The sequence below is a fragment of the Pseudomonas sp. TS_SC_3 genome (assembly GCF_056156225.1).
The window spans coordinates 189,711-212,308 of record NZ_CM149586.1 but is presented as its reverse complement, the minus strand read 5'-3'; the positions used below and the strand labels follow the sequence as shown (position 1 = coordinate 212,308).

Annotated in this window: 22 protein-coding genes; 13 read left to right on the top strand and 9 right to left on the bottom strand. The window is 60.5% G+C overall.

What is annotated here, in order from left to right:
* Positions 1 to 132 precede the first annotated feature (132 nt).
* From AC0J6G_RS01095 to AC0J6G_RS01050, 10 genes are all read left to right on the top strand, one after another.
* Positions 133 to 1,107: a KpsF/GutQ family sugar-phosphate isomerase gene (locus tag AC0J6G_RS01095; protein ID WP_475250572.1), complete on the top strand. Its 975-nt coding sequence runs from the start codon at positions 133 to 135 to the stop codon at positions 1,105 to 1,107.
* Positions 1,107 to 1,646, top strand: coding sequence for a KdsC family phosphatase (locus AC0J6G_RS01090; RefSeq protein ID WP_475250571.1), 540 nt, complete (start codon positions 1,107 to 1,109; stop codon positions 1,644 to 1,646). Before AC0J6G_RS01095 ends, AC0J6G_RS01090 begins: the two co-directional genes overlap by 1 nt.
* Positions 1,647 to 1,653: 7 nt before the next feature.
* The gene (lptC, locus tag AC0J6G_RS01085; RefSeq protein WP_475250570.1) at positions 1,654 to 2,223 is read left to right on the top strand and encodes an LPS export ABC transporter periplasmic protein LptC; all 570 of its coding nucleotides are present in this window, start codon (positions 1,654 to 1,656) and stop codon (positions 2,221 to 2,223) included.
* On the top strand, positions 2,210 to 2,752 hold the full coding sequence (lptA, locus tag AC0J6G_RS01080; RefSeq protein ID WP_090255504.1) for a lipopolysaccharide transport periplasmic protein LptA: 543 nt from the start codon (positions 2,210 to 2,212) through the stop codon (positions 2,750 to 2,752). The genes lptC and lptA overlap by 14 nt, the downstream gene beginning before the upstream one ends.
* A gap of 2 nt (positions 2,753 to 2,754) precedes the next feature.
* Positions 2,755 to 3,480 carry an LPS export ABC transporter ATP-binding protein gene (gene lptB / locus AC0J6G_RS01075; RefSeq protein WP_136665423.1) on the top strand — a complete coding sequence of 242 codons (726 nt, stop codon included), beginning with the start codon at positions 2,755 to 2,757 and terminating at the stop codon, positions 3,478 to 3,480.
* A 292-nt stretch (positions 3,481 to 3,772) separates the two neighbouring features.
* Positions 3,773 to 5,287, top strand: coding sequence for an RNA polymerase factor sigma-54 (locus AC0J6G_RS01070; RefSeq protein ID WP_475250569.1), 1,515 nt, complete (start codon positions 3,773 to 3,775; stop codon positions 5,285 to 5,287).
* A 191-nt stretch (positions 5,288 to 5,478) separates the two neighbouring features.
* Positions 5,479 to 5,787, top strand: a complete 309-nt coding sequence (hpf, locus tag AC0J6G_RS01065) for a ribosome hibernation-promoting factor, HPF/YfiA family (protein ID WP_274086383.1) — start codon at positions 5,479 to 5,481, stop codon at positions 5,785 to 5,787.
* A gap of 15 nt (positions 5,788 to 5,802) precedes the next feature.
* A complete protein-coding gene (gene ptsN, locus AC0J6G_RS01060; RefSeq protein WP_475250568.1) occupies positions 5,803 to 6,276 on the top strand; it encodes a PTS IIA-like nitrogen regulatory protein PtsN in 474 nt (157 codons plus the stop codon).
* Positions 6,277 to 6,278: 2 nt separating this feature from the next.
* Positions 6,279 to 7,136, top strand: coding sequence for an RNase adapter RapZ (rapZ, locus tag AC0J6G_RS01055; protein ID WP_475250567.1), 858 nt, complete (start codon positions 6,279 to 6,281; stop codon positions 7,134 to 7,136).
* Between the two features lie 13 nt (positions 7,137 to 7,149).
* Positions 7,150 to 7,422 carry an HPr family phosphocarrier protein gene (locus tag AC0J6G_RS01050; protein ID WP_475250566.1) on the top strand — a complete coding sequence of 91 codons (273 nt, stop codon included), beginning with the start codon at positions 7,150 to 7,152 and terminating at the stop codon, positions 7,420 to 7,422.
* A 66-nt stretch (positions 7,423 to 7,488) separates the two neighbouring features.
* On the opposite strand, the gene pmbA is transcribed toward AC0J6G_RS01050, so the two are convergent.
* Entirely contained in the window at positions 7,489 to 8,835 is a 1,347-nt protein-coding gene (pmbA, locus tag AC0J6G_RS01045) for a metalloprotease PmbA (protein ID WP_475250565.1), read from the bottom strand.
* Between the two features lie 103 nt (positions 8,836 to 8,938).
* Here pmbA and yjgA point away from each other — a divergent pair, with 103 nt between their 5' ends.
* On the top strand, positions 8,939 to 9,457 hold the full coding sequence (yjgA, locus tag AC0J6G_RS01040) for a ribosome biogenesis factor YjgA (protein ID WP_475250564.1): 519 nt from the start codon (positions 8,939 to 8,941) through the stop codon (positions 9,455 to 9,457).
* 61 nt (positions 9,458 to 9,518) lie between these two features.
* Here the strand turns inward: yjgA and tldD are convergent, their stop codons facing one another.
* The 8 genes from tldD to mreB form a co-directional block, all read right to left on the bottom strand.
* Positions 9,519 to 10,976, bottom strand: a complete 1,458-nt coding sequence (gene tldD / locus AC0J6G_RS01035; protein WP_475250563.1) for a metalloprotease TldD — start codon at positions 10,974 to 10,976, stop codon at positions 9,519 to 9,521.
* 2 nt (positions 10,977 to 10,978) lie between these two features.
* On the bottom strand, positions 10,979 to 11,827 hold the full coding sequence (locus tag AC0J6G_RS01030) for a carbon-nitrogen hydrolase family protein (RefSeq protein ID WP_475250562.1): 849 nt from the start codon (positions 11,825 to 11,827) through the stop codon (positions 10,979 to 10,981).
* Between the two features lie 85 nt (positions 11,828 to 11,912).
* Positions 11,913 to 15,746, bottom strand: a complete 3,834-nt coding sequence (locus AC0J6G_RS01025; RefSeq protein WP_475250561.1) for a YhdP family protein — start codon at positions 15,744 to 15,746, stop codon at positions 11,913 to 11,915.
* Positions 15,747 to 15,777: 31 nt separating this feature from the next.
* Positions 15,778 to 17,235, bottom strand: a complete 1,458-nt coding sequence (gene rng / locus AC0J6G_RS01020) for a ribonuclease G (protein ID WP_475250560.1) — start codon at positions 17,233 to 17,235, stop codon at positions 15,778 to 15,780.
* A gap of 61 nt (positions 17,236 to 17,296) precedes the next feature.
* Positions 17,297 to 17,917, bottom strand: a complete 621-nt coding sequence (locus tag AC0J6G_RS01015; RefSeq protein ID WP_475250559.1) for a Maf family protein — start codon at positions 17,915 to 17,917, stop codon at positions 17,297 to 17,299.
* Positions 17,918 to 17,961: 44 nt separating this feature from the next.
* Positions 17,962 to 18,447: a rod shape-determining protein MreD gene (gene mreD / locus AC0J6G_RS01010; RefSeq protein ID WP_475250558.1), complete on the bottom strand. Its 486-nt coding sequence runs from the start codon at positions 18,445 to 18,447 to the stop codon at positions 17,962 to 17,964.
* Complete coding sequence (gene mreC / locus AC0J6G_RS01005) at positions 18,447 to 19,397, bottom strand: rod shape-determining protein MreC (protein ID WP_475253550.1); 951 nt, start codon at positions 19,395 to 19,397, stop codon at positions 18,447 to 18,449. The genes mreD and mreC overlap by 1 nt, the downstream gene beginning before the upstream one ends.
* Positions 19,398 to 19,532: 135 nt before the next feature.
* A complete protein-coding gene (mreB, locus tag AC0J6G_RS01000; protein WP_108096189.1) occupies positions 19,533 to 20,570 on the bottom strand; it encodes a rod shape-determining protein MreB in 1,038 nt (345 codons plus the stop codon).
* Between the two features lie 267 nt (positions 20,571 to 20,837).
* On the opposite strand from mreB, the gene gatC reads away from it, so the two are divergent.
* Together gatC and gatA are read left to right on the top strand one after the other, a co-directional pair.
* Positions 20,838 to 21,125, top strand: a complete 288-nt coding sequence (gene gatC / locus AC0J6G_RS00995) for an Asp-tRNA(Asn)/Glu-tRNA(Gln) amidotransferase subunit GatC (RefSeq protein WP_475250557.1) — start codon at positions 20,838 to 20,840, stop codon at positions 21,123 to 21,125.
* A 16-nt stretch (positions 21,126 to 21,141) separates the two neighbouring features.
* A complete protein-coding gene (gatA, locus tag AC0J6G_RS00990) occupies positions 21,142 to 22,593 on the top strand; it encodes an Asp-tRNA(Asn)/Glu-tRNA(Gln) amidotransferase subunit GatA (RefSeq protein ID WP_475250556.1) in 1,452 nt (483 codons plus the stop codon).
* Positions 22,594 to 22,598: the final 5 nt, after the last annotated feature.

Here is a 22,598-nt window from a genome sequence, read left to right as displayed (position 1 = left end):
CCCAAGACTGAACGTGTTGCCGAACATAAGCTGCGCACAGCGGCAGGGGCTAACTCGCGACGGGAAAGACTGGGCAGGCGCACCTTTACCGCTATAATCAGCCGCTTTTAGTCCGTACGCCGCAGAGAAGCCATGAGCCAATCAACCGATCTGATCCAATCAGCGCAGCGCACCATCCGTTTGGAGCTCGACGCTATTCAGGATCTACTGGCGCGCATCAACGGTGATTTCGTCAGAGCCTGCGGGCTGATTCTCGCCAGCAAAGGTCGCGTGGTCGTGGTGGGCATGGGCAAATCCGGCCACGTCGGCAACAAGATTGCCGCCACCCTGGCCAGCACTGGCACCACGGCGTTCTTCGTGCATCCAGCCGAGGCGAGCCACGGCGATATGGGGATGATCACCCGCGATGACGTAGTGCTAGCCCTGTCCAACTCGGGTTCCACCGCAGAAATCGTGACCCTGCTGCCACTGATCAAGCGCCTCGGCATCCGCCTGATCAGCATGACCGGCAACCCGGAATCCCCGCTGGCCAAGGCCGCCGAAGTCAACCTGGATGCCCGCGTATCCCAGGAAGCCTGCCCGCTGAACCTGGCCCCGACTTCTTCCACCACCGTATCGCTGGTACTGGGTGACGCCCTGGCCATTGCCCTGCTGGAAGCCCGCGGCTTTACCGCCGAAGACTTCGCTTTCTCCCACCCGGGCGGCGCATTGGGCCGACGCCTGCTGCTCAAGGTGGAAAACGTCATGCACGCCGGCGACAGCCTGCCACGCGTCAAGCGCGGCACCTCGCTACGCGACGCGCTACTGGAGATGACCCAGAAAGGCCTGGGCATGACCGTGGTGACCGAGGACGACGGCCGCCTGGCCGGGATCTTCACCGACGGCGATTTGCGCCGCACCCTGGACCGCAACATCGACGTACGCCAGACCATTATCGATGACGTAATGACCGCCCATGGCAAGACCGCTCGCGCGGAAATGCTCGCGGCAGAGGCTTTGAAAATCATGGAAGACCACAAGATCAGCTCGCTGGTGGTAATCGATGACAACCATCAGCCAATTGGCGCACTGAACATGCACGACTTGCTGCGCGCTGGAGTGATGTAATGAGCACTGACACGATCAACCCCGACCTGCTGCAACGCGCCAAGGCCATCAAATTGGCCATTTTCGACGTCGACGGCGTGCTCACTGACGGCAAGCTGTACTTTCTGATCGACGGCAGCGAATTCAAGACCTTCAACACCCTCGACGGCCACGGCATCAAAATGCTGATCAACTCTGGGGTAAGCACCGCCATTATCAGCGGCCGCAAAACCCCGGTGGTCGAGCGCCGTGCGCAGAACCTGGGGATTCAACACCTGTATCAGGGCCGCGAAGACAAGCTGGTCGTGCTTGACGAACTGCTCGGCGAACTGGGCCTAGACTATGCACAGGTCGCATACCTCGGTGACGACCTGCCCGACCTGCCAGTGATCCGCCGCGTAGGCCTAGGTATGGCAGTCGCCAGCGCCGACGGCTTTGTCCGCCAACACGCCCACGGGATTACCCGTGCTCGCGGTGGCGAAGGCGCCGCACGTGAGTTCTGTGAACTGATCATGCACGCCCAAGGCACCCTTGAAGCCGCTCAAGCCGCTTACCTATAGGCCAACCATGCCCCGCAAGTTATTCAATATTGTTCTGTTCGCCGTTGTCGCCCTGCTGGTGGCGGCGCTCGGCTACTGGAACCTCAGCCCAGATGGCTTTAACGAGCAATCCCGCACCGCTGGGACTGATAACGCCATCGACTTTTACGCCACAAACACCTACACCGTGCAATACCAAGCCGACGGCACGCTGCAATACGAGCTAACGGCCGATAAGGTCGAGCACGTCAAAGCCAGTGACATCACCCTGATGACCGGCCCGAATATGAACCTGTTCCGCGGCACCGAGCTGCCCTGGAAAATCCGTAGTGAGCGCGGTGAAGTGTCGCCCGGCGGCGTTGAGGTCGAGCTGATCGACAAGGTGCGGGTTGAACGTACCGACGCCAAAGGCCGCCCGACCATCCTCACCACCAGCCGCCTGACCGTATTCCCCGAGAAGGAATATGCGCAGACCCAGCAAGCCGTTAGAATCGACGCGGCCAATGGGGTGACCACGGCACAAGGAATGAAAGCGTACATGAATGACGGCAGGATGCTCCTGCTGTCCAACGTAAGAGGTCAGCATGAGGCTCGTTAACACCCTCCCCCTACTACTCAGCCTCAGCGCCGCACTCGGAAGTGTTAGCGCTTGGGCCCTGCCATCCGACCGTGAACAGCCGATCCGTATCCAGGCTGACAGCGCGGAACTGGATGACAAACAAGGCGTGGCCGTTTATCGCGGTGATGTCGTCATCACCCAGGGCACCATGAAGGTCACTGGCGACACCGTGACCATCACCCAGAATGCCCAAGGCGATGTCGAGGTATTTACCTCCGTCGGCAAGCCGGCCTACTACGAGCAACTGCCGTCAGCCGACAAGCAGATCGTCAAGGCCTACGGCCTGACCATCCAGTACTTTATGGCCAACGAGCGCGTGGTACTGATCGATCAGGCCAAGGTGATTCAGGAAGGCAACACCTTCGAAGGCGAAAAAATCGTCTACGACACCCAGCGCCAAATCGTCAACGCCGGCCGTGCCACAGGCACCAACGTCACCGCGCCACGTCCGCGCATCGACATGGTGATCCAGCCGAAGAACAAACCAGCCGACCAGCAGGCGCAGTAATAATGGCCACATTGAAAGCCCAACACCTGGCAAAGAGCTATAAAGGCCGCCAGGTTGTGCGCGACGTCAGCCTGAGTATCGACAGCGGGCAGATTGTCGGCCTGCTTGGCCCTAACGGGGCCGGCAAGACCACCTGCTTCTACATGATCGTCGGCCTGGTACAGGCCGATCAGGGCCGCGTGATGATCGATGATCTCGACGTCAGCCATCAGCCCATGCATGGCCGCGCGCGCGCCGGAATTGGCTACCTGCCGCAGGAAGCCTCAATTTTCCGCAAGCTCAGCGTGGCCGACAACATCATGGCCATCCTGGAAACCCGCAAAGACCTCGACGGCGCTGCACGGCGCAAGGAGCTTGAGGGGCTGCTGCAGGAATTCCATATCAGCCATATCCGCGACAACCTCGGCATGAGCCTGTCCGGTGGTGAACGCCGCCGCGTGGAGATTGCCCGCGCCCTGGCAACCAACCCCAAGTTCATCCTGCTCGACGAGCCGTTCGCCGGTGTTGACCCGATTTCCGTGGGCGACATCAAACAGATCATCCACCACCTCAAAGCCAAGGGCATCGGTGTATTGATCACCGATCATAACGTGCGCGAGACCTTAGATATCTGCGAAACCGCCTACATCGTTAGCGATGGCCAACTGATCGCCGAAGGTGATGCCGAAACTATCCTGGCCAACCAAACCGTCAAAGAAGTGTATCTGGGGCATGAATTCCGGCTGTAACCACCGCCGCTCTAAGCCGCCAGCAGGCGCTTTAGAGCGTAAGCAGAACAGGCGAAACGATTTAACACCCGCGCACTGGCCTGCCGGGTGAAGTGGCGGGTCAAAAGCCGAGCACACGCGCTGTACATGCGCATCCAACGCCTGCTTTTAACGCTGGATCGTTAACACAGGTAGTTTTCAACGACCTGCTAGGCAAAGCCCCTAAACTTAGGCATATTATTTGCTTCCAAGTGGCGATTTTTAAAACGCCCTGTAGTGGATTGCGCATAGACGCCAGTAAATAAGGCCTGCAATGAAACCATCGCTAGTCCTGAGAATGGGCCAGCAGCTGACGATGACACCGCAGCTGCAACAGGCCATCCGCCTACTCCAACTCTCCACCCTCGATCTGCAACAAGAGATCCAGGAGGCCTTGGAGTCCAACCCGATGCTCGAACGCCAGGAAGACGGCGATGATTTCGACAATTCGGACCCCATGGCCGATGGCGCAGAAAGCGCCAGCCCGAGCGAACAGCCCGAAGCGCCCTATCAGGAAACCAACTATCAGGAAGCCACGCAAACCGTGGACAACCTGGAAGAAGGTGATTGGGGTGAGCGCATTCCCAACGAACTGCCGGTCGACACCGCCTGGGAAGACATCTACCAGACCAGCGCCAGCAGCCTGCCGAGCAGCGCCAGTGATGACGATGAGTGGGACTTCACCACCCGCACCTCCAGCGGTGAGAGCCTGCAAAGCCATTTACTTTGGCAACTCAACCTGGCGCCGATGTCGGATAAGGATCGCCTGATCGGCGTCACCCTGATCGACTGTATCAACGAGCAGGGCTACTTAGAAGAAACCCTGGAGGAAGTGGTCGAGGCCTTCGATCCGGAATTGGACATCGAGCTCGACGAAGTCGAAGCCGTGCTGCACCGCATCCAGCAGTTCGAGCCGACCGGCATCGCTGCACGCAACCTGGGCGAGTGCCTGCTTCTGCAACTGAGTCAGCTACCGGCAAGCACTCCGTGGCTGAGTGAAGCTCAACGCTTGGCCAGCGATTACCTCGACCTACTCGGCAGCCGCGATTACGGCCAGCTGATGCGCCGCATGAAGCTCAAGGAAGACGAGCTGCGTCAGGTTATTGATTTAATCCAAAGCCTCAACCCGCGCCCTGGCTCGCAGATCGAGTCCGGTGAGCCGGAGTACGTGGTGCCCGATGTGATTGTGCGCAAGCACAACGAGCGCTGGCTGGTGGAGCTCAATCAGGAATCCATGCCGCGCCTGCGGGTCAACGCGCAGTACGCAGGGTTTGTGAAGCGCGCTGACTCAAGCGCGGACAACACCTTTATGCGCAACCAACTGCAGGAAGCGCGCTGGTTTATTAAGAGCCTGCAAAGCCGCAACGAAACCCTGATGAAGGTTGCCACGCAGATCGTCGAGCACCAGCGCGGCTTTCTCGATTACGGCGACGAGGCGATGAAGCCTCTAGTTCTGCACGATATCGCCGAAGCCGTAGGCATGCACGAGTCAACGATTTCGCGGGTCACCACACAGAAATTCATGCACACCCCACGTGGCATTTACGAGCTGAAATATTTCTTCTCCAGCCACGTTAGCACCGCCGAGGGTGGCGAATGCTCGTCCACGGCGATCCGCGCCATCATCAAAAAACTGGTCGCCGCGGAAAATGCGAAAAAGCCGTTGAGTGACAGCAAGATCGCTGGTCTACTGGAAGCACAAGGCATTCAAGTGGCTCGCCGTACGGTCGCAAAGTACCGTGAGTCCCTCGGAATAGCGCCCTCCAGTGAGCGCAAACGATTGATATAAGGCGGTACGAAAAGGAAGGCAACTCGCAGGACAGATAACACGCCAGGCACGTTTTTTCGCAAAGTAGACATACTGCTACTCAGCAACCAGCGTTCGTGCCAGGCCCTATCTGTCAGACCCTTCCACGCCACAGTGTTCCGGCGGCAGGCCTCTCGCCTGCCTCTTACACACGGCAACAAGGAGAAAGCGGTATGCAAGTCAACATCAGTGGACACCAGCTGGATGTGACCGACGCCCTACGCGACTACATCGGCGAAAAACTCGGCCGATTGGAGCGCCACTTCGACAAGATCACCAATGTGCAAGTCATTATGGAGGTCGAGAAACTCAAGCAGAAAATCGAAGCCACCCTGCATATTGCAGGCGGTGAAGTTGTCGCCAATGCCGAGCATGACGACATGTACGCCGCCATCGATTTACTGACCGACAAGCTCGATCGACAACTCATCAAACACAAGGAAAAACAGCTCGACCGTCAACAGGGTGCTATGGCCCGCTGACGTCGCCTATCTCCTATGATCCGACTTGAAACTATCCTGACCCCCGGCCGTTCCTTAGTGAACGTGCCGGGCGGCAGTAAAAAACGTGTCCTTGAACAGATAGCTAACTTGGTGGCGCGCGAACTGCCCGACCTGGATGGCCAGGACATTTTCGAAAGCCTAATTGCCCGCGAAAAACTCGGCTCGACCGGCTTTGGTAATGGCATTGCCATTCCCCACTGCCGCCTGCCGGGTTGTACGGCTCCCATCAGCGCGTTGTTGCGCCTGGACGCCGCCGTAGATTTTGACGCCATCGACGGCGCCCCCGTTGACCTGTTGTTTGTTCTGCTAGTACCTGAAGCCGCCACCGATGCGCACCTGGAACTGCTCCGGCAGATCGCCAGCATGCTCGATCGCAGCGATGTGCGCGCCAGTCTGCGCCAAGCCGAAAGCAGTGAAGCCCTGTATCAGGTGGTAGTCGACACTCAAAGCCAACTCAATAGAGCCTAAACATGCGCCTGATCATCGTCAGCGGTCGCTCCGGTTCCGGGAAGAGCACGGCGCTCGATGTGCTCGAGGACAACGGTTTCTACTGCATCGACAACCTCCCGGCCGGCTTACTGCCTGAACTGGCAGAGCGCGCGCTAGTGCATACCGAGTTGCTGCATCCGCAGGTGGCCGTTTCGATTGACGCGCGCAACCTGCCCAGCCATCTCGAACGTTTCCCGGCGTTGTTGGAAGAGGTGCGTGCACGGCATATCAAGTGCGATGTGGTTTACCTGGATGCCGACGAAGAAACCCTGCTCAAGCGTTTCTCGGAGACCCGCCGGCGCCATCCACTGACTAATGAGAGTCGCTCGCTAGAAGAAGCTATTGCCGATGAAAGCCTGCTGCTAGGGCCCATCATCGACCTGGCTGACATGAAGATCGACACCACTCACCTCAATTTGTATCAGCTGCGTGACAGCCTCAAGCTACGCCTGCTGAACCAACCCGAGCCGGGCACCGCGTTTCTGGTTGAGTCCTTTGGCTTCAAACGCGGCATGCCGGTGGATGCTGATCTGGTATTTGATGTGCGCTGCCTGCCCAACCCTTACTGGAAACCGGACTTACGCGACTTCTCCGGCCTCGACCAACCGGTAATCGACTATCTTTCGGCCCAGGCTGATGTTGAAGAGATGTATCAGGACATCCTCGCCTACCTGACCAAGTGGCTACCGCGCTTTGCTGCCAGCAACCGCGCCTATGTCACAGTGGCCGTAGGCTGTACCGGTGGACACCACCGCTCGGTGTATCTGGCAACGCGGCTTGGCGATACCCTCAAGCCCATCCTGAAAAACGTCCAGATCCGCCACCGCGACCTCAGCTAAGGAATTACCCGCGATGCCCGCCAGCGAAATTACCATTATCAACAAGCTTGGCCTGCATGCCCGTGCGGCAGCCAAGTTTGTTGGCGTCGCTGGGCGCTTTCCTTGTCAGGTCAAAATCGGCCGCAGTGCTGACAGCCTGGTCGACGGTAAAAGCATCATGGCCGTGATGATGCTAGCCGCAGGCAAAGGCACAGCCGTTCATGTGCAGACTGAAGGCGAGCAGGATGTCGAAGCGCTGCAGGCGTTACGCGAGTTGATCGACAACTTCTTCGACGAAGGCGAGTAACCTGCCTAGATAAAAAAGGGGCCATGCACGTGAGTGCATCGCCCCTTTTTTTTCAGGCCGCTACTGTCAGCTACCCGCCACCGTCATCCGCTCAATCAGCACGGAACCGGTACGAATGTTACTGCGCAGTTCCAGATCATTACCGACCGCGACTATTTGCTTGAACATGTCACGCAGGTTGCCGGCGATGGTGACTTCCTGCACCGGAAATTGGATCTCGCCGTTCTCCACCCAGTAACCGCCCGCGCCACGTGAATAGTCGCCGGTGACCATATTCAAGCCCTGGCCCATTAGCTCAGTGACCAACAAACCACGCCCCATCCGCTTGAGCAGCGCCTTCTGGTCTTCATCGCCGTGGCTGACGAATAGGTTATGCACGCCACCTGAGTTGGCCGTGCTGGGCATGCCCAGCTTGCGCCCGGAATAAGTGCCGAGCACGTAGGACAGCAGCTCGCCGCGTTCAACGAAGGATTTGGCATAGGTCGCCAAACCGTCACCATCAAAGGCGGCGCTGCCCAGTGCGCGCGGGATGTGTGGGCGCTCATCAATTTTCAACCACTCAGGGAACAACTGCTGCCCCAGCGTGCCTTCAAGAAACGACGATTTACGGTACAGGTTGCCACCGGAAATGGCCGCCAGAAAGCTACCAAACAGCCCTCCCGCCAGCTCGGCAGCAAACAGCACCGGCACTTCACAGGTCGGTACCGGGCGCGCGCCCAAACGGCTGACTGCACGCTCAGCGGCGCGGCGACCAATGCTGCCGGCATCGGCCAGCAGCTCACCCTGACGATTGACGTCATACCAGTAGTCACGCTGCATCTGCCCGCCCTGCTCGGCGATCATCACGCAACTCAGGCTGTGCCGTGTGCTGGCATAGCCGCTGACAAAGCCGTGGCTATTACCGTAAACCCGGCAACCCTGGTGAGTGTTCAGCGTGGTGCCGTCGGCATTCTTGATCCGCTGGTCCGCCGCAAAAGCTGCCGCTTCGCAGCTCAAGGCCTGCTCGATGGCCTGCTCGGGCGTGATTGACCACGCATGGTACAAATCCAACGCCGGCAGCTCGCGAGCCATCAGCGCAGCATCGGCCAGGCCGGCGCACTCATCTTCAGAGGCATGCTTGGCGATTGCCAGGGCCGCTGCCACCGTTTCACGAATCGCCGCCTCACCGCTGGCGGAGGTGCTGGCAGAACCTTTGCGCTGCCCCACGTACAGGGTGATGCCAAACCCCTGGTCGCGGTTGAACTCGACCGTTTCCACCTCACCCTGACGCACCGTGGTGGATAAACCTTGCTCCACCGAAACGGCCACCTCGCACGCACTGGCGCCCTGCTTTCTGGCCTCGGCAATAATCTGCTCCACCTGCGCCTGTAATTGCGGCACAGCCTGCGGGCCGACGATGTCTACTGCACTCATAAGAACTCCTGAACGATAAGCGGCAAACGCGGCTACATAGGCCAGACGCTTACAGCTGGAAACTTGCTGCTATCATGTCGGCGTTTTCCACTGGACCGCCACCATGTCTGAATACCTTGACGACTTCTCCGGCGAGAAGAGCAAAACCCAGATCAAGCGTGAGTTTCATGCGCTACAAGATCTGGGGCAACGCCTGACCACCCTAAAACTCGACCTGCTGAACAAGCTACCGCTGACTGACGAGCTGCGCCGCGCGCTTGCTGAAGCACCCAAGCACACGGCCAATGCCGCAAAAAAACGCCACGTGCAGTTTATCGGGCGGCTGATGCGCGATCAGGACATTGAATCCATCCTGAACCTGCTCGACCAACTGGATGCCTCTACGCGTCAGTACAACGAACGCTTTCATAACCTGGAGCGCTGGCGCGACCGCTTGCTCAATGGCACCGACGAAACCCTGGAAGCCTTTGTCGTCGAATACCCCGACGCCGACCGCCAACACCTGCGCCAGCTGATCCGTCAGGGCCAGCATGAACTGGCGCAGAACAAAGCGCCTGCCGCGTCACGCAAAATCTTCAAATACATCCGTGACCTGGATGAGACCCAGCGCGGCTTGCGCTAGGCCTCTCGCACCTGATGGGTTAGGCCTTTGGCCACCCCATCAGGTGACCGTTTAATAGCCGTCAGGCGCCCGTCCCGCCCACCGTAATGGCATCAATCTTCAGCGTCGGCTGGCCCACTCCCACGGGCACCGATTGCCCATCCTTGCCGCAAGTGCCCACGCCGCTGTCCAGCTCTAGATCGTTACCGACCATCGACACCTTGCTCATGGCTTCCGGGCCGTTGCCGATCAGGGTGGCGCCTTTGACCGGAGCGGTGATCTTGCCGTCCTCGATCAGGTAGGCCTCGCTGGTGGAGAAGACGAACTTGCCGCTGGTGATATCCACCTGGCCGCCGCCGAGGTTGGCGCAGTAGATGCCCTTCTTCACTGAACGAATGATTTCTTCGGGGTCGCTCTCGCCAGCCAACATGTAGGTGTTGGTCATGCGTGGCATCGGCAGGTGCGCGTAGGACTCGCGACGCCCGTTACCGGTGCAGGCCACGCCCATCAGGCGGGCATTGAGCTTGTCCTGCATGTAGCCCTTGAGCACGCCATTCTCGATCAGCGTGGTGCACTGGGTCGGCGTACCTTCGTCGTCCATGCTCAGCGAGCCGCGACGTTCAAACAGAGTGCCGTCATCGACGATGGTGCAGAGGCTAGAGGCTACTTTTTCACCTATTTTCCCGCTGTAGGCTGAACTGCCCTTACGGTTGAAGTCGCCTTCCAGACCATGGCCAACGGCCTCATGCAGCAGCACACCGGACCAACCTGCGCCCATCACCACCGGCATACTGCCTGCCGGTGCCGGAATGGCCTCAAGGTTGACCAACGCCTGGCGCAGTGCTTCACGGGCATAACCCATGGCGCGCTCTTCGTTGTTGCTGGTTTGTTCAAGGAAATAGCGGTAATCGGTGCGTCCACCACCGCCGTGACCGCCGCGCTCGCGGCGACCATTCTGCTCGACGATGACGCTGACATTGAAGCGCACCAGCGGCCGGATATCCGCGCCCAGGCTGCCATCATTGGCCGCCACCAGAATGCGGTCCCAAACCCCGGCCAGGCTGACGGAAACCTGCTTGATGCGTGGGTCAAGGGCGCGGGTGGCGACGTCGATACGCTTGAGCAGCTCGACCTTTTCCGCGCGCCCCAGCACATCCAGCGGGTTGTCTTGGGCATACAACGGCTTGACCAGCGGGCTACTGAACGCCTGCACCCGGCCATTCTGCCCGGCACGGGCGATTGAGCGCGCCGCGCGGGCCGCCTGGCTCAGCGCATCAGCGGTGATCGCGTTGCTGTAGGCAAAGCCGGTTTTCTCACCGGACTGCGCGCGTACGCCAACACCCTGGTCAAGGTTGAAACTGCCTTCCTTGACGATGCCATCCTCCAGCGCCCAGGTTTCCGAAACCTGGCTCTGAAAATACAGATCCGCCGCATCAATTCCCGGCCCGGCCAAATCCGCCAACACGCCCGGCAGATGCTCCAGGGTTAAACCGCCTGGCCCCAACAAATGCTCACTGACGGACACCAACATATTGTTCATAGCTACTCCAAACCTGGCAGCCGCGGTTCGGCCGCTGCAAAAAATCGTTTATGCCGCGCCACCGGCATGCGCTGACGAATCGCCGCCTGCTCAACCGCATTACGCGCAGCCAGCAGCACACCCGGACCGTGCGGCAGTTCGCCAAGAACCAACCCCCACGGGTCGATAATCGCCGAATGGCCAAAGGTTTCGCGTCCTCCCGGATGGATTCCGCCCTGCCCGGCCGCCAGCACATAGCATTGGGTTTCGATGGCCCGCGCACGGGTCAACACCTGCCAATGCGCCGCCCCGGTCACCGCGGTGAACGCGGCGGGTGCGCTGATCAACTCCGCACCGGCTGCGCGCAGCGCGCTATACAGTTCGGGGAAACGCAGGTCATAACACACCGTCAGCCCCAGGCGGCCGAAGGGGGTGTCGGCCACCACCACCTGGGCGCCAAAGGCGTAATCATCCGACTCACGGTAGCGGCCGTGGCTGTCGCTGACATCCACGTCAAACAGGTGCAGCTTGTCATAACGCGCCACACGCTGACCGCTGTCGTCGATCAGCAGGGAGCAGGCATGAGCCTTGGCTTCAGGCTGGCCATCGGGCGGCAAGGGCAAGGTGCCGGCGACGATCCATAAACCCAGATCACGTGCAGTCTGGCGCAGCCAAGGCAGCACTGGCCCTTCGCCTAGGGCCTCAGCGCGACCCAATACAGCCAGATCTTGCCGGCCCATCGCGGCAAAGTTTTCCGGCAGCACCGCCAAGCGAGCGCCCTGTGCGGCCGCCTGCTCAAGCAACTGCCGAGCCTGAGCCAGATTAGCCAGGACATCGGCCTGGCTGACCATTTGAATCACTGCGAGGGTCATGACTGTTTTATCTCAATGCCAACATCAGGCATCAGCTTACAAGCCATGCCGGTCGACTGCACGGCTGCATGTGAGCCACAGGGGGTTATTGGGGCTTTTCGAAGGGCTTATCAAAGCTGATATCCGGGTTCTGCCAAGAGCCTTTAACGTCATATTGCACACTGGCAAACCGCGCGACGCTATTGCCCAGCAGCTTGTCGGCAATAAACAACGCGCCACCGATGGCCGGCGCACCAACTATTAATGCGGCCAAAGGCAGGTTGTTGGTCACCGGCAGGGTCACCAACAACTTGGCATCGATGCGGTCATTGGCCATATCCAGCGTGCCGTCCAGCTCGAGGTTGCTTGACGGGCCTTCCAAGGTGATCGGCTCACGGGTAACAAACACACCATTGTTAGCCTGCAGCACACCCTTGACCCGGTCATAGCTCAGACCTTTACCGAGCAGGTCAGAGAAATCCAACCGCAAGCGCCGGCCAATCGAGTTGAAGTTCAGCAAACCAAACACCCGCAATGCTGATGCAGGCCCTTCGACTTCGGAGAACTGGCCTTTGCGCAGCGAGGCGTCCAGCGTGCCACTGAGGCGTTTCAAGCTGAACCAGGCGGGCGAGCCGGGCCAGTCGCCCTCAACATCCAGATGAAAATCACGGCTACTGGCCGTGGGCGCAAAGCTCCAGGCGATCAGCACATCGGCCAGGTCCGCACCACTTAGACGGCCGTTATAGGTGGTGCGCACACCGCTGGCAGTCTGCAGCCAACTGGCCCGCCCAGCGACCTTGAGCCCTTTGAGGTTGAGATCCAGTTCAGTGAACGCGACGCCGCCGCTTACCGGGCGCGCCTTCAACGACCAACTGCCCAAGGGCTCAATGCCTTGGAAAACGTCGGCGATACGCACGTCCAGCGCCGGAAAGCTGGCGGGATCAACCGCCGCCAGCGGATCCGGCGTCTCGACCACAGGAGCGCCCTCCACCTTGAGTGCTGCGGCAGGAAAACGCAGGTAATCGAACGCCAACACAATCGGCATGCCGGCAGCATCCGGTAACCCTACCTGGCCTTTCAACTGCGGGCTGTCGAGGCTAACGGCCCAGGCGGCAGCATCACGCTTAACCGCCACTTCCAGCGCCTCCAAGTTGACGCCGAAACCGCTAAAGCGACCAATGCGCAGCTGCGCATCCTTGAACAGCCGCTGGGCATCACCGATGGGCACGCTGGCATAGGGCTGCAATACCTGCTGCCAAGCCGCCCAGTCCAGCTCCACCACACGCCCACGCACTCGCAAGCCCTGGCTGGTGGGCAAGCGCGCAGGGCCGTCAGCCAAACGCACCTCGCCACGGCCCTGGTTGAACTGACCGGGAGTAGCGGCAAAAGACAGGCTCAGCAGCTCAGCGTAATCCAACCAGTAACGCTGCTCGCGACCGCCCAGGCTTATGCGTAACTGCGTTGCGCGCGCCTCAGCGGCCGCTTTGCCGAACGGCGCCGGCAGCGCCAGCGTCGCGCCTTTGAGGCTGGAACTTACCCGCAACTGACTGTCCGCGCCGTCCAGGGTGAGGTTGAGGCGATACGGCAGGTTGCCGCTAACAGGCAGCGGTTGCGTCACGCCCAACCAGGCGCTTAATTGATCAACGGCGATCTGCCCGTTGGCCTCGATGCGGCTACGGGCTTTGCCGCGCGTGCCTTCGGCAAACGCTTTGGCGCGCACAGCATGGCCTAACACCTGCGCACGAATATCCGCAGCACTAAGGCCACTGGCGGTGTTGTAGCGAAAGGCCCCCTGCAACTGGCTCAATTGCAGCGGTGGTCTCGGCAGGCTGAGCTGCGCGTGGTCAGTCGCAAAATCCACCACCACGTCCGGAGGCAGGCCCTTGCGCAGCGGCAGGTCGAGCTTGAGTTTGCCGCTCAGCGTGCCCTCACCACTCCACCCGGCAAAGGTTTCCGCGGTGCCAATCGGCGTTTGCTGGAGGATGTGCAGGGCATCACCGACCGAGCTGGTCAACTCGCTGGTTAGCAGCAAGTGCGACGGCTGACCGGGCAAAGCAGTGGCGATCAATGCCTCGGCATTACGCACCCGACTGTCGAGCAGACGGCCTTCGGCAAGCGCCACCCGCACACCGCTGCGTTCAATCGACACCGTTCCGCGCGCCTCGCGCAGTGCAGGCCAGCCTGGCTGAAAGGCCAGCTCGGCATCACGCACGGCAAAGAACAAGCTGATGCTACGCGCGGCGCTAACGGCGCCCTTGTTCAGCGAGCCTTGGTACTGGAAGTAACCCTCATCGACCGCGCCGCCACGGATGGCACTTTTCAGCCAGGCATCCAGTTCATGGCTAAAACCAGGTGAGCGGCTCGGCAGGTATTTCTCGGTAAACCCTGCATCGCCGTTACGCAGGCCGACGCGCAGGTCCATGTAGTCCTCTTCAGCCGGATCGAAGCGCAAGCGGATGAGAAAATCGCCAGCCACCGGACCTTCATCTCCCACCACCTGCAGGTAAGGGCTGCGCAGGGTGAAGGCCTGCTCATCAATCTGCCAGGTCAGCAGGGCATTGGCCGTTTTGTACTGCCAGGGCGTTGGGAACAGGGTATCGAGGTGCAGGGAGAAATTTTCACTGTCGAGGCGCAGTTCACCCTGGCCTAAATCACCATGGATGCTGCCGCTGACATTTTCCGCCGCCGGCGAGCCGAGGTACGCGGCAAAGCCAACATGCTCCAAGTTGGCCGAGAACTGTAAGCGCTTGCTGTCTTCCAGCTGCGGCCGATAGTCGAGCTGAATATTGCGCAGCGCACCGTGCGGTTTGAGCTGTTCCAGCAGCGCCAGGCCTTTGTCCGGCAATGGCGCCAGCCCTGCCACCAACGGGTGCAGCGGTGCTAGGTCGAGTCGGTCGGCACTCAGCAGCCACTGCTCCTCAACCTCTGCGCTCTCCGCCTGCTGGGTCAGCGCCAGGCGCACTTCACCCCAGCGCTTGTCATCACTGCTGAAGGCCAGGTCATCCAGCAGTAAGGTGAACCCTATGTCAGTGCGGGTGAAATAGGCATTCAGCGCCAGATTATTCAGCGCCACCGACTCGCGGGCGGCATAACCGGCCTTGAGCTGCGGCACATGCAAACGGCTGACGGCCCGCTGCACGCTGCCCTTGGCCCAGCTCAGCCAAACCTCACCACCCAGTTGCAACTGCTCAAGCCGCCACTGCGCCAGCAGGCTCGGCGGCACCCAGGCTGCCCAGTCACTCTGCGGCAAGCTCAGGTACAGCTCGGCTTCAGCGTCTTGCCAGCGCTTGGCGCTGATCCGCGTACGTAATTGCAGGGCAAGCGGCTGACCATCGGGCAGCAGCAGGCGACCGTCCAGACGCTGGCGCGCGCTGCCATTTCGCAACGTGAGGTTAACGTAGGTCAGGGTGCGTACGGGCAGGCCAAAGGCTTGTACGATCACCTGGCTGTTAAGCAATGACAGACGCTTGACCGCCTGCGACTGCGCCAGCAGCTGCGCCAGGTCCACTGGTGCAGCTGGGCTACGCGTCGGTAAGCCCTTGAGCGACCACTCCCCACCTTCGCTCTGCGCCACCACCAGCTGCATACCATCCAGCTCAAGCCGGGCAATCCGTACCTGACGCGCCAGCAGGCTGGCGAGTACATCGGGCACCACGCGGACTTGATCCAGCTGCAAAGCGCCAGAGCCCTCGCCAATCACCACATCGTGGGCGGTCAGAACCGGCGAGAAGCCCTGCCAACGGCCTTCCAGCGCGCCGATTTGCACGGGCATGGCCAGCGCTGCGCGGGCTTTGTCTTCGGCCTCCAAACGGTATTCCGCAGCCAGCGGCACCACTTCGCGGCCAAGGCTGACATACAGGGCGGCAAGCACCAGCGACAGAGCACACAGCCCCAACGCAGCGCGCAACAGCAGGACAATCCCACGCACTAAAGCCTGCACTCAGTTCACGTCCAAGCTGCACATATGCCTATCAGAGCAACACCACATCGTATTGCTCCTGGGAGTACATGGTCTCGACTTGAAACTTGATGGTGCGGCCGATAAAGGCTTCTAAATCGGCGACATTGCCCGACTCTTCATCAAGCAGGCGATCAACCACTTTTTGATTGGCCAGCACGCGATAGCCTTCCGGTTGATAGGCACGGGCTTCGCGCAGAATCTCGCGGAAAATTTCATAACAGGTGGTTTCCGCCGTTTTCAGCTTGCCACGGCCCTGGCAGCAGCTGCACGGCTCGCACAGCACCTGCTCAAGGCTTTCGCGGGTGCGCTTACGGGTCATCTGCACCAGGCCCAGCTCGGTAATGCCGATGATGTTGGTCTTGGCGTGGTCGCGTTCCAGCTGTTTTTCCAGGGTGCGCAACACCTGGCGCTGGTGTTCTTCGTCTTCCATGTCAATGAAGTCGATGATGATGATGCCGCCGAGGTTGCGCAGGCGCAGCTGCCGGGCAATCGCCGTGGCGGCTTCGAGGTTGGTTTTGAAGATGGTTTCTTCCAACGTGCGGTGGCCAACGAATGCGCCGGTGTTGACGTCGATGGTGCTCATCGCTTCGGCCGGGTCGACCACCAAGTAACCACCCGACTTCAGCGGTACCTTGCGCTCCAAGGCTTTCTGGATTTCATCTTCGACGCCATACAGATCAAAAATCGGCCGCTCACCAGGATAATGCTCCAGGCGGTCAGCAATTTCCGGCATCAGCTCGTCAACGAACTGGGTGATCTTGCCGAAGGTTTCGCGCGAGTCGACGCGGATCTTTTCAATTTTCGGGCTGACCAAGTCACGCAGGGTGCGCAGCGCCAGGCTCAGGTCCTCATAGATCACCAGCGGCGTCGGGCCGACCTTCATCTGCGTGGCGATCTGCCCCCACAAGCGGCGCAGGTAACGAATATCCGCGAGGATTTCATCGGCGCCAGCCCCCTCAGCGGCCGTACGCAGGATAAAACCGCCGGCCTCTTCGACACCTTCAGCCGCCACGCAATCGGTGACCACCTGCTTGAGGCGCTCGCGCTCGGCCTCGTCCTCGATTTTCAGCGAGATACCCACGTGCGCGGTGCGTGGCATGTACACCAGGTAGCGCGACGGGATCGACAGCTGCGTCGTCAGGCGCGCGCCCTTGCTGCCAATCGGGTCTTTGGTGACCTGCACCACCAGGCTCTGGCCTTCATGCACCAAGGCGCTGATGCTCTCTACGGCAGAGCCTTCGCGGCTAGAAATCTCTGCGGCATGGATAAACGCCGCACGCTCCAGGCCAATGTCGATAAACGCCGCCTGCATGCCCGGCAGTACGCGCACCACCTTGCCTTTGTAGATGTTGCCGACGATACCGCGCTTTTGCGTACGCTCGACGTGCACTTCCTGCAGCACACCGTTTTCCACCACCGCCACGCGCGATTCCATCGGCGTGATGTTGATCAGGATCTCTTCACTCATGCGCTCATCTCTTCTGAGATAAAGCTGAAAGCCCAGGGACTGCGCCGATAAAGGCGGTCACTCACCCGCGACCCGCAACCTCTTGACTGTGAACTGGCAGCGACTGCCAGCACGGAATAGCAAATTTTGCGAGCAACGCAGCCGTCTCACACAGCGGCAAGCCCACCACCGCCGAATAACTGCCCTGCAACTGGCTGACAAACACTGCGGCCAGGCCCTGAATACCGTAACACCCGGCCTTGTCCTGCGGCTCACCGCTGGCCCAGTAAGCCTCGATTTCAGCCTGGCGCAACGGGCGGAAGCTGACTTCGCTTATGACCACCCGCGACTCCAGCCGTTCGCGACTGATCAGCGCCACGGCCGTCAGCACTTGGTGGCTGCGCCCGGACAGGGCACTCAAGATCGCCAACGCATCGTCGCGGTCGGCAGGCTTGCCAAGAATCCGCCCATCCAGCACCACCGCCGTATCAGCACCCAGCACAACGGCGCCCTCGGGATCAGTCAAAACTGCCAGCCCAACCTGCGCCTTGGCGCGAGCCAGACGCTCTACATAGGCGATCGGCGTCTCACCTGGCAATGTATTTTCATCAATGGGGGCGATTAACGTGTGGAAGGGCACGCCAATTTGCGTGAGCAGTTCACGCCGGCGCGGCGATCCGGAGGCGAGATAGAGGGTGGCCATGCGGACTTCTCCCTGTCGGATAAACGCAGGCCCAGAGGACCGGCCTAGTTAACACCCAGGCGCTGATGCAGCCCGCGCAGCAGCATACAGACCCAGGGCCAGAGCAAGGCACTGACCAGCGCCGGCAGGACAAATGCCAGGGTTGGCGGGCGGCTGCCGGTCAGGGTGTTCAGCCACAGCTGCACCAGCTGCGCCAGGCCGAACACCACCAGCAGCACGGTGCTTTGCTGCCACATGGGGAACATGCGTAAGCGCTGATGCAGGGTCAACACCAGAAAGGTAATCAGGGTCAGGATTAATGCATTCTGGCCAAGCAGGCTGCCATTCAGTACATCGGCTAACAAACCTATGCCCCAGGCCGTGGTCATGCCCACACGATGCGGCAGGGCCAGCACCCAGTACGTCAGAAACAGTGCCAGCCACAGCGGCCGCCCCAGCTCCATAAATTTCGGCAGGCTCGACACGCTGAGCAGCAGCGCCAGGGCAAACGTCAGCCAGATAACCCAGATATTGCTAGAACGTGCGGCCATTATTGCGCTGCCTCAGGCGGGTTGGCGGGCGCCACTGGCGTATCGGCCGCAGGTTGCGCTTGCTGCAAAATCTCACGATCCAAGGCTTCCTGGGCTTGCGCTGAATCAGTGGCACGCTGCTCCGGCGTGCGCGGGTCAGTAAACACCAGCAGCATGTAACGGCTACGGTTAAGCATGGCCGTCGGCACCGCGCGCACAATCGCAAAAGGCTGACCGGAGTCGTGGATCACTTCCGAAACCATGGCCACCGGATAACCGGCTGGGAAGCGCTGCCCCATACCGGAGCTGACCAACAGATCCCCTTCCTTGATGTCCGCTGTATCAGCCACGTGACGCAGCTCCAGACGCTCCGGGTTACCGGTGCCACTGGCGATGGCGCGCAAGCCGTTACGATTGACCTGTACGGGAATGCTGTGGGTGCTGTCGGTGAGCAACAGCACGCGCGAGGTGTAAGGCATGACCTCAACCACCTGGCCCATCAGACCACGGGCATCCAGCACCGGCTGGCCCAGGACCACGCCGTCCCGCTCGCCTTTGTCGATCAGAATGCGATGGGTAAAGGGATTGGGATCAATACCGATCAGCTCGGTGGCCAGCACCTCATCGTCGACCAGCGCGGCCGAGTTGAGCAGCTCACGCAGACGCACGTTCTGTTCGGTGAGCGCTGCGAGCTTCTGCAGACGGCGCTGCATCATCAGCTGCTCGGCCTTGAGTTTTTCGTTCTCGGCGGTCAGCTCATTGCGCGTACTCAGCTCTTGGGTCGCGCTCTCCCATAACCGCACCGGCAAGCGCCCCGCCCAATAGACCGGCTCGACAATCAGGCCCAGTTGCGCGCGCAGCGGCTGCAGCCAGTTAAAGCGCGCATCGACCACCATCAGCGCAGCCGACAGCACGGTGAACACCAGCAGGCGCACACCCAGTGAAGGACCTTTGGCAAATAGCGGTTTGATCGGCAGCTCCTCACAGCATCAAGCAGCAAACAAAAGCTGCAAGCGGGGCAATACCCGGTTGCAGCTTAGGCTTCATTGGAAAGGTCGACGGGCACAGTGCACGCAGTAACGGCACCAAACCTATAGCCGAACGCCTTACTCCGAGGACAGCAGGTCCATGGTGTGGCGGTCCATCATTTCCAGTGCCTTGCCGCCGCCGCGGGCCACGCAGGTCAGCGGATCTTCGGCGACAATCACCGGCAAGCCGGTTTCTTGTGCCAGCAGCTTGTCCAGGTCACGCAGCAGGGCGCCGCCACCGGTCAATACCAGGCCACGCTCAGCAATGTCGGAAGCCAGTTCTGGCGGCGATTGCTCCAGCGCGCTTTTCACCGCCTGGACGATGGTCGCCAGGGATTCCTGCAGCGCTTCGAGCACTTCGTTGGAATTTAGAGTGAAGCTGCGCGGCACGCCTTCAGCCAGGTTGCGGCCACGTACGTCGACTTCACGCAGTTCGCCACCGGCGTATGCGGTGCCGATTTCCTGCTTGATCCGCTCAGCGGTGGATTCACCAATCAGCGAACCGTAGTTGCGGCGCACGTAGGTGATGATCGCTTCGTCGAAACGGTCGCCGCCGACGCGCACGGATTCGGCATACACCACACCATTGAGCGAGATCAGCGCGATTTCAGTGGTACCACCACCGATATCCACGACCATCGACCCGCGCGCTTCTTCCACCGGCAGGCCAGCACCGATGGCGGCGGCCATCGGTTCTTCAATCAGGAACACTTCACGGGCACCGGCACCGAGGGCCGATTCACGGATGGCACGACGCTCCACTTGGGTGGATTTGCACGGCACGCAAATCAGTACGCGCGGCGACGGCTGCAGGAAGCTGTTTTCGTGAACTTTGTTGATGAAGTACTGCAGCATTTTTTCGCAGACGCTGAAGTCTGCGATCACACCGTCTTTCATCGGACGAATGGCGGCGATGTTACCGGGGGTACGGCCGAGCATACGTTTGGCTTCAGTACCGACCGCCACCACGCTCTTCTGGTTACCGTGGGTGCGGATAGCGACGACCGACGGCTCGTTCAGGACGATGCCGCGCTCGCGAACATAAATCAGGGTATTGGCAGTGCCCAGGTCAATAGAGAGATCGCTGGAAAACATGCCACGCAGTTTTTTGAACATGGGATAGGGACCCTAGGCAACGCGTGGGTAAAGGCGAAGCGCGATGAAGGCGCTGCTAAAAAGTGCGGCAAACTCTAACAACGGCAGGGATTTTGAGCAAGGCACCAATATGTTAGATTGCCGGTTTTTCCGGGCACTACGGCCCATCATCGCGGCCTTTGACCGCCACCTGTCATTATCTGTTCCCTGCGCGCTCGTGCATGGCAACCCATTCACATTGGCAACGGCGGCGCAGCGACTGCACTGCTTTATATAGGGAGAAACCTGATGGCGCTTGAACGCTCCGACGTGGAGAAAATCGCTCATCTGGCCCGACTGGGCCTAAATGAAGCCGATATCCCGGATACCACCGAGACCCTAAATAACATTCTCGGCCTGATTGACCAGATGCAGGCCGTCAATACCGATGGCATCGAGCCGCTGGCTCACCCACTGGAAGCCACTCAGCGCCTGCGCGCCGACCAGGTCACCGAACGCAACCAGCGCGAGGCCTACCAGGCCATCGCCCCGGCCGTCGAGAACGGCCTGTATCTGGTTCCGAAAGTCATCGAGTAAGGGAAAGAGCCTAACCATGCATCAATTGACCCTGGCCGAGATCGCCCGCGGACTCGCCGACAAGCAGTTTTCCGCTGAAGAATTGACCCGCAACCTGTTGGCGCGCATTGGCCAACTTGACCCGCAGCTCAACAGCTTTATAACCGTCACCGAAGAACTGGCGCTGAACCAGGCTAAGGCTGCCGACGCCCGCCGCGCCGCTGGCGAGAACGGCGCCCTGCTCGGCGCCCCCATCGGTCACAAAGACCTGTTCTGCACCAAGGACGCACTGACCAGCTGCGGCTCGAAAATCCTCACCGGCTTCAAAGCCCCGTATAACGCCACCGTCGTCGACAAACTCGCCGCCGCCGGCACCGTGACCCTGGGCAAGCTGAACATGGACGAGTTCGCCATGGGCTCGGCCAACGAGTCCAGCCACTACGGCGCGGTGAAAAACCCCTGGGATCTGACCCGCGTACCCGGCGGCTCTTCCGGCGGCTCGGCTGCAGCTGTTGCGGCACGCCTGCTGCCTGCCGCGACCGGCACCGACACTGGCGGCTCGATCCGCCAACCCGCGGCGCTGACCAACCTCACCGGGATCAAGCCGACCTACGGCCGCGTCTCGCGCTGGGGCATGATCGCCTACGCCTCCAGCCTCGACCAGGGCGGCCCACTGGCCCGTACCGCCGAAGACTGCGCGCTAATGCTGCAAGCCATGGCCGGCTTTGATGCCAAGGACAGCACCTGCGTCGATCAGCCGGTCGACGACTACCTGGCAGCCCTCAGCCAACCGCTAAATGGCCTGCGTATCGGCCTGCCCAAGGAATACTTCGGCACAGGCCTGGATGCACGTATCGGCGAGAAGGTGATGGCTGTGGTCGAAGAGCTGAAAAAGCTCGGCGCGACCGTCAAAGACATCAGCCTGCCGAATATGCAGCACGCGATTCCCGCCTACTACGTAATCGCCCCGGCCGAAGCCAGCAGCAACCTGTCGCGCTTTGACGGCGTGCGTTTCGGCTACCGCTGCGAGAACCCGGTCAATCTCGAAGACCTGTACAAGCGCTCGCGCGGCGAAGGTTTCGGTGCCGAGGTTAAACGCCGGATTATGGTTGGCACCTACGCGCTGTCCGCCGGTTACTACGACGCGTACTACCTCAAGGCGCAGAAAATCCGCCGCCTGATCAAAAACGATTTCGTTGCTGCCTTTAATGACGTCGACGTGATCCTCGGCCCAACCACGCCAAACCTGGCCTGGAAGCTCGGTGAGAAGAACAACGATCCGGTCGCGGCTTACCTGGAAGACATCTACACCATCACCGCCAACCTGGCCGGCATTCCCGGTCTGTCGATGCCTGCGGGCTTCGTCGATGGCTTGCCGGTCGGTGTGCAGTTGCTCGGCAACTACTTCCAAGAAGGCCGCCTGCTCAACGTCGCTCACCAGTACCAACAGGTTACTGACTGGCACACCCAAGCGCCGACTGGCTTCTGAGGAAT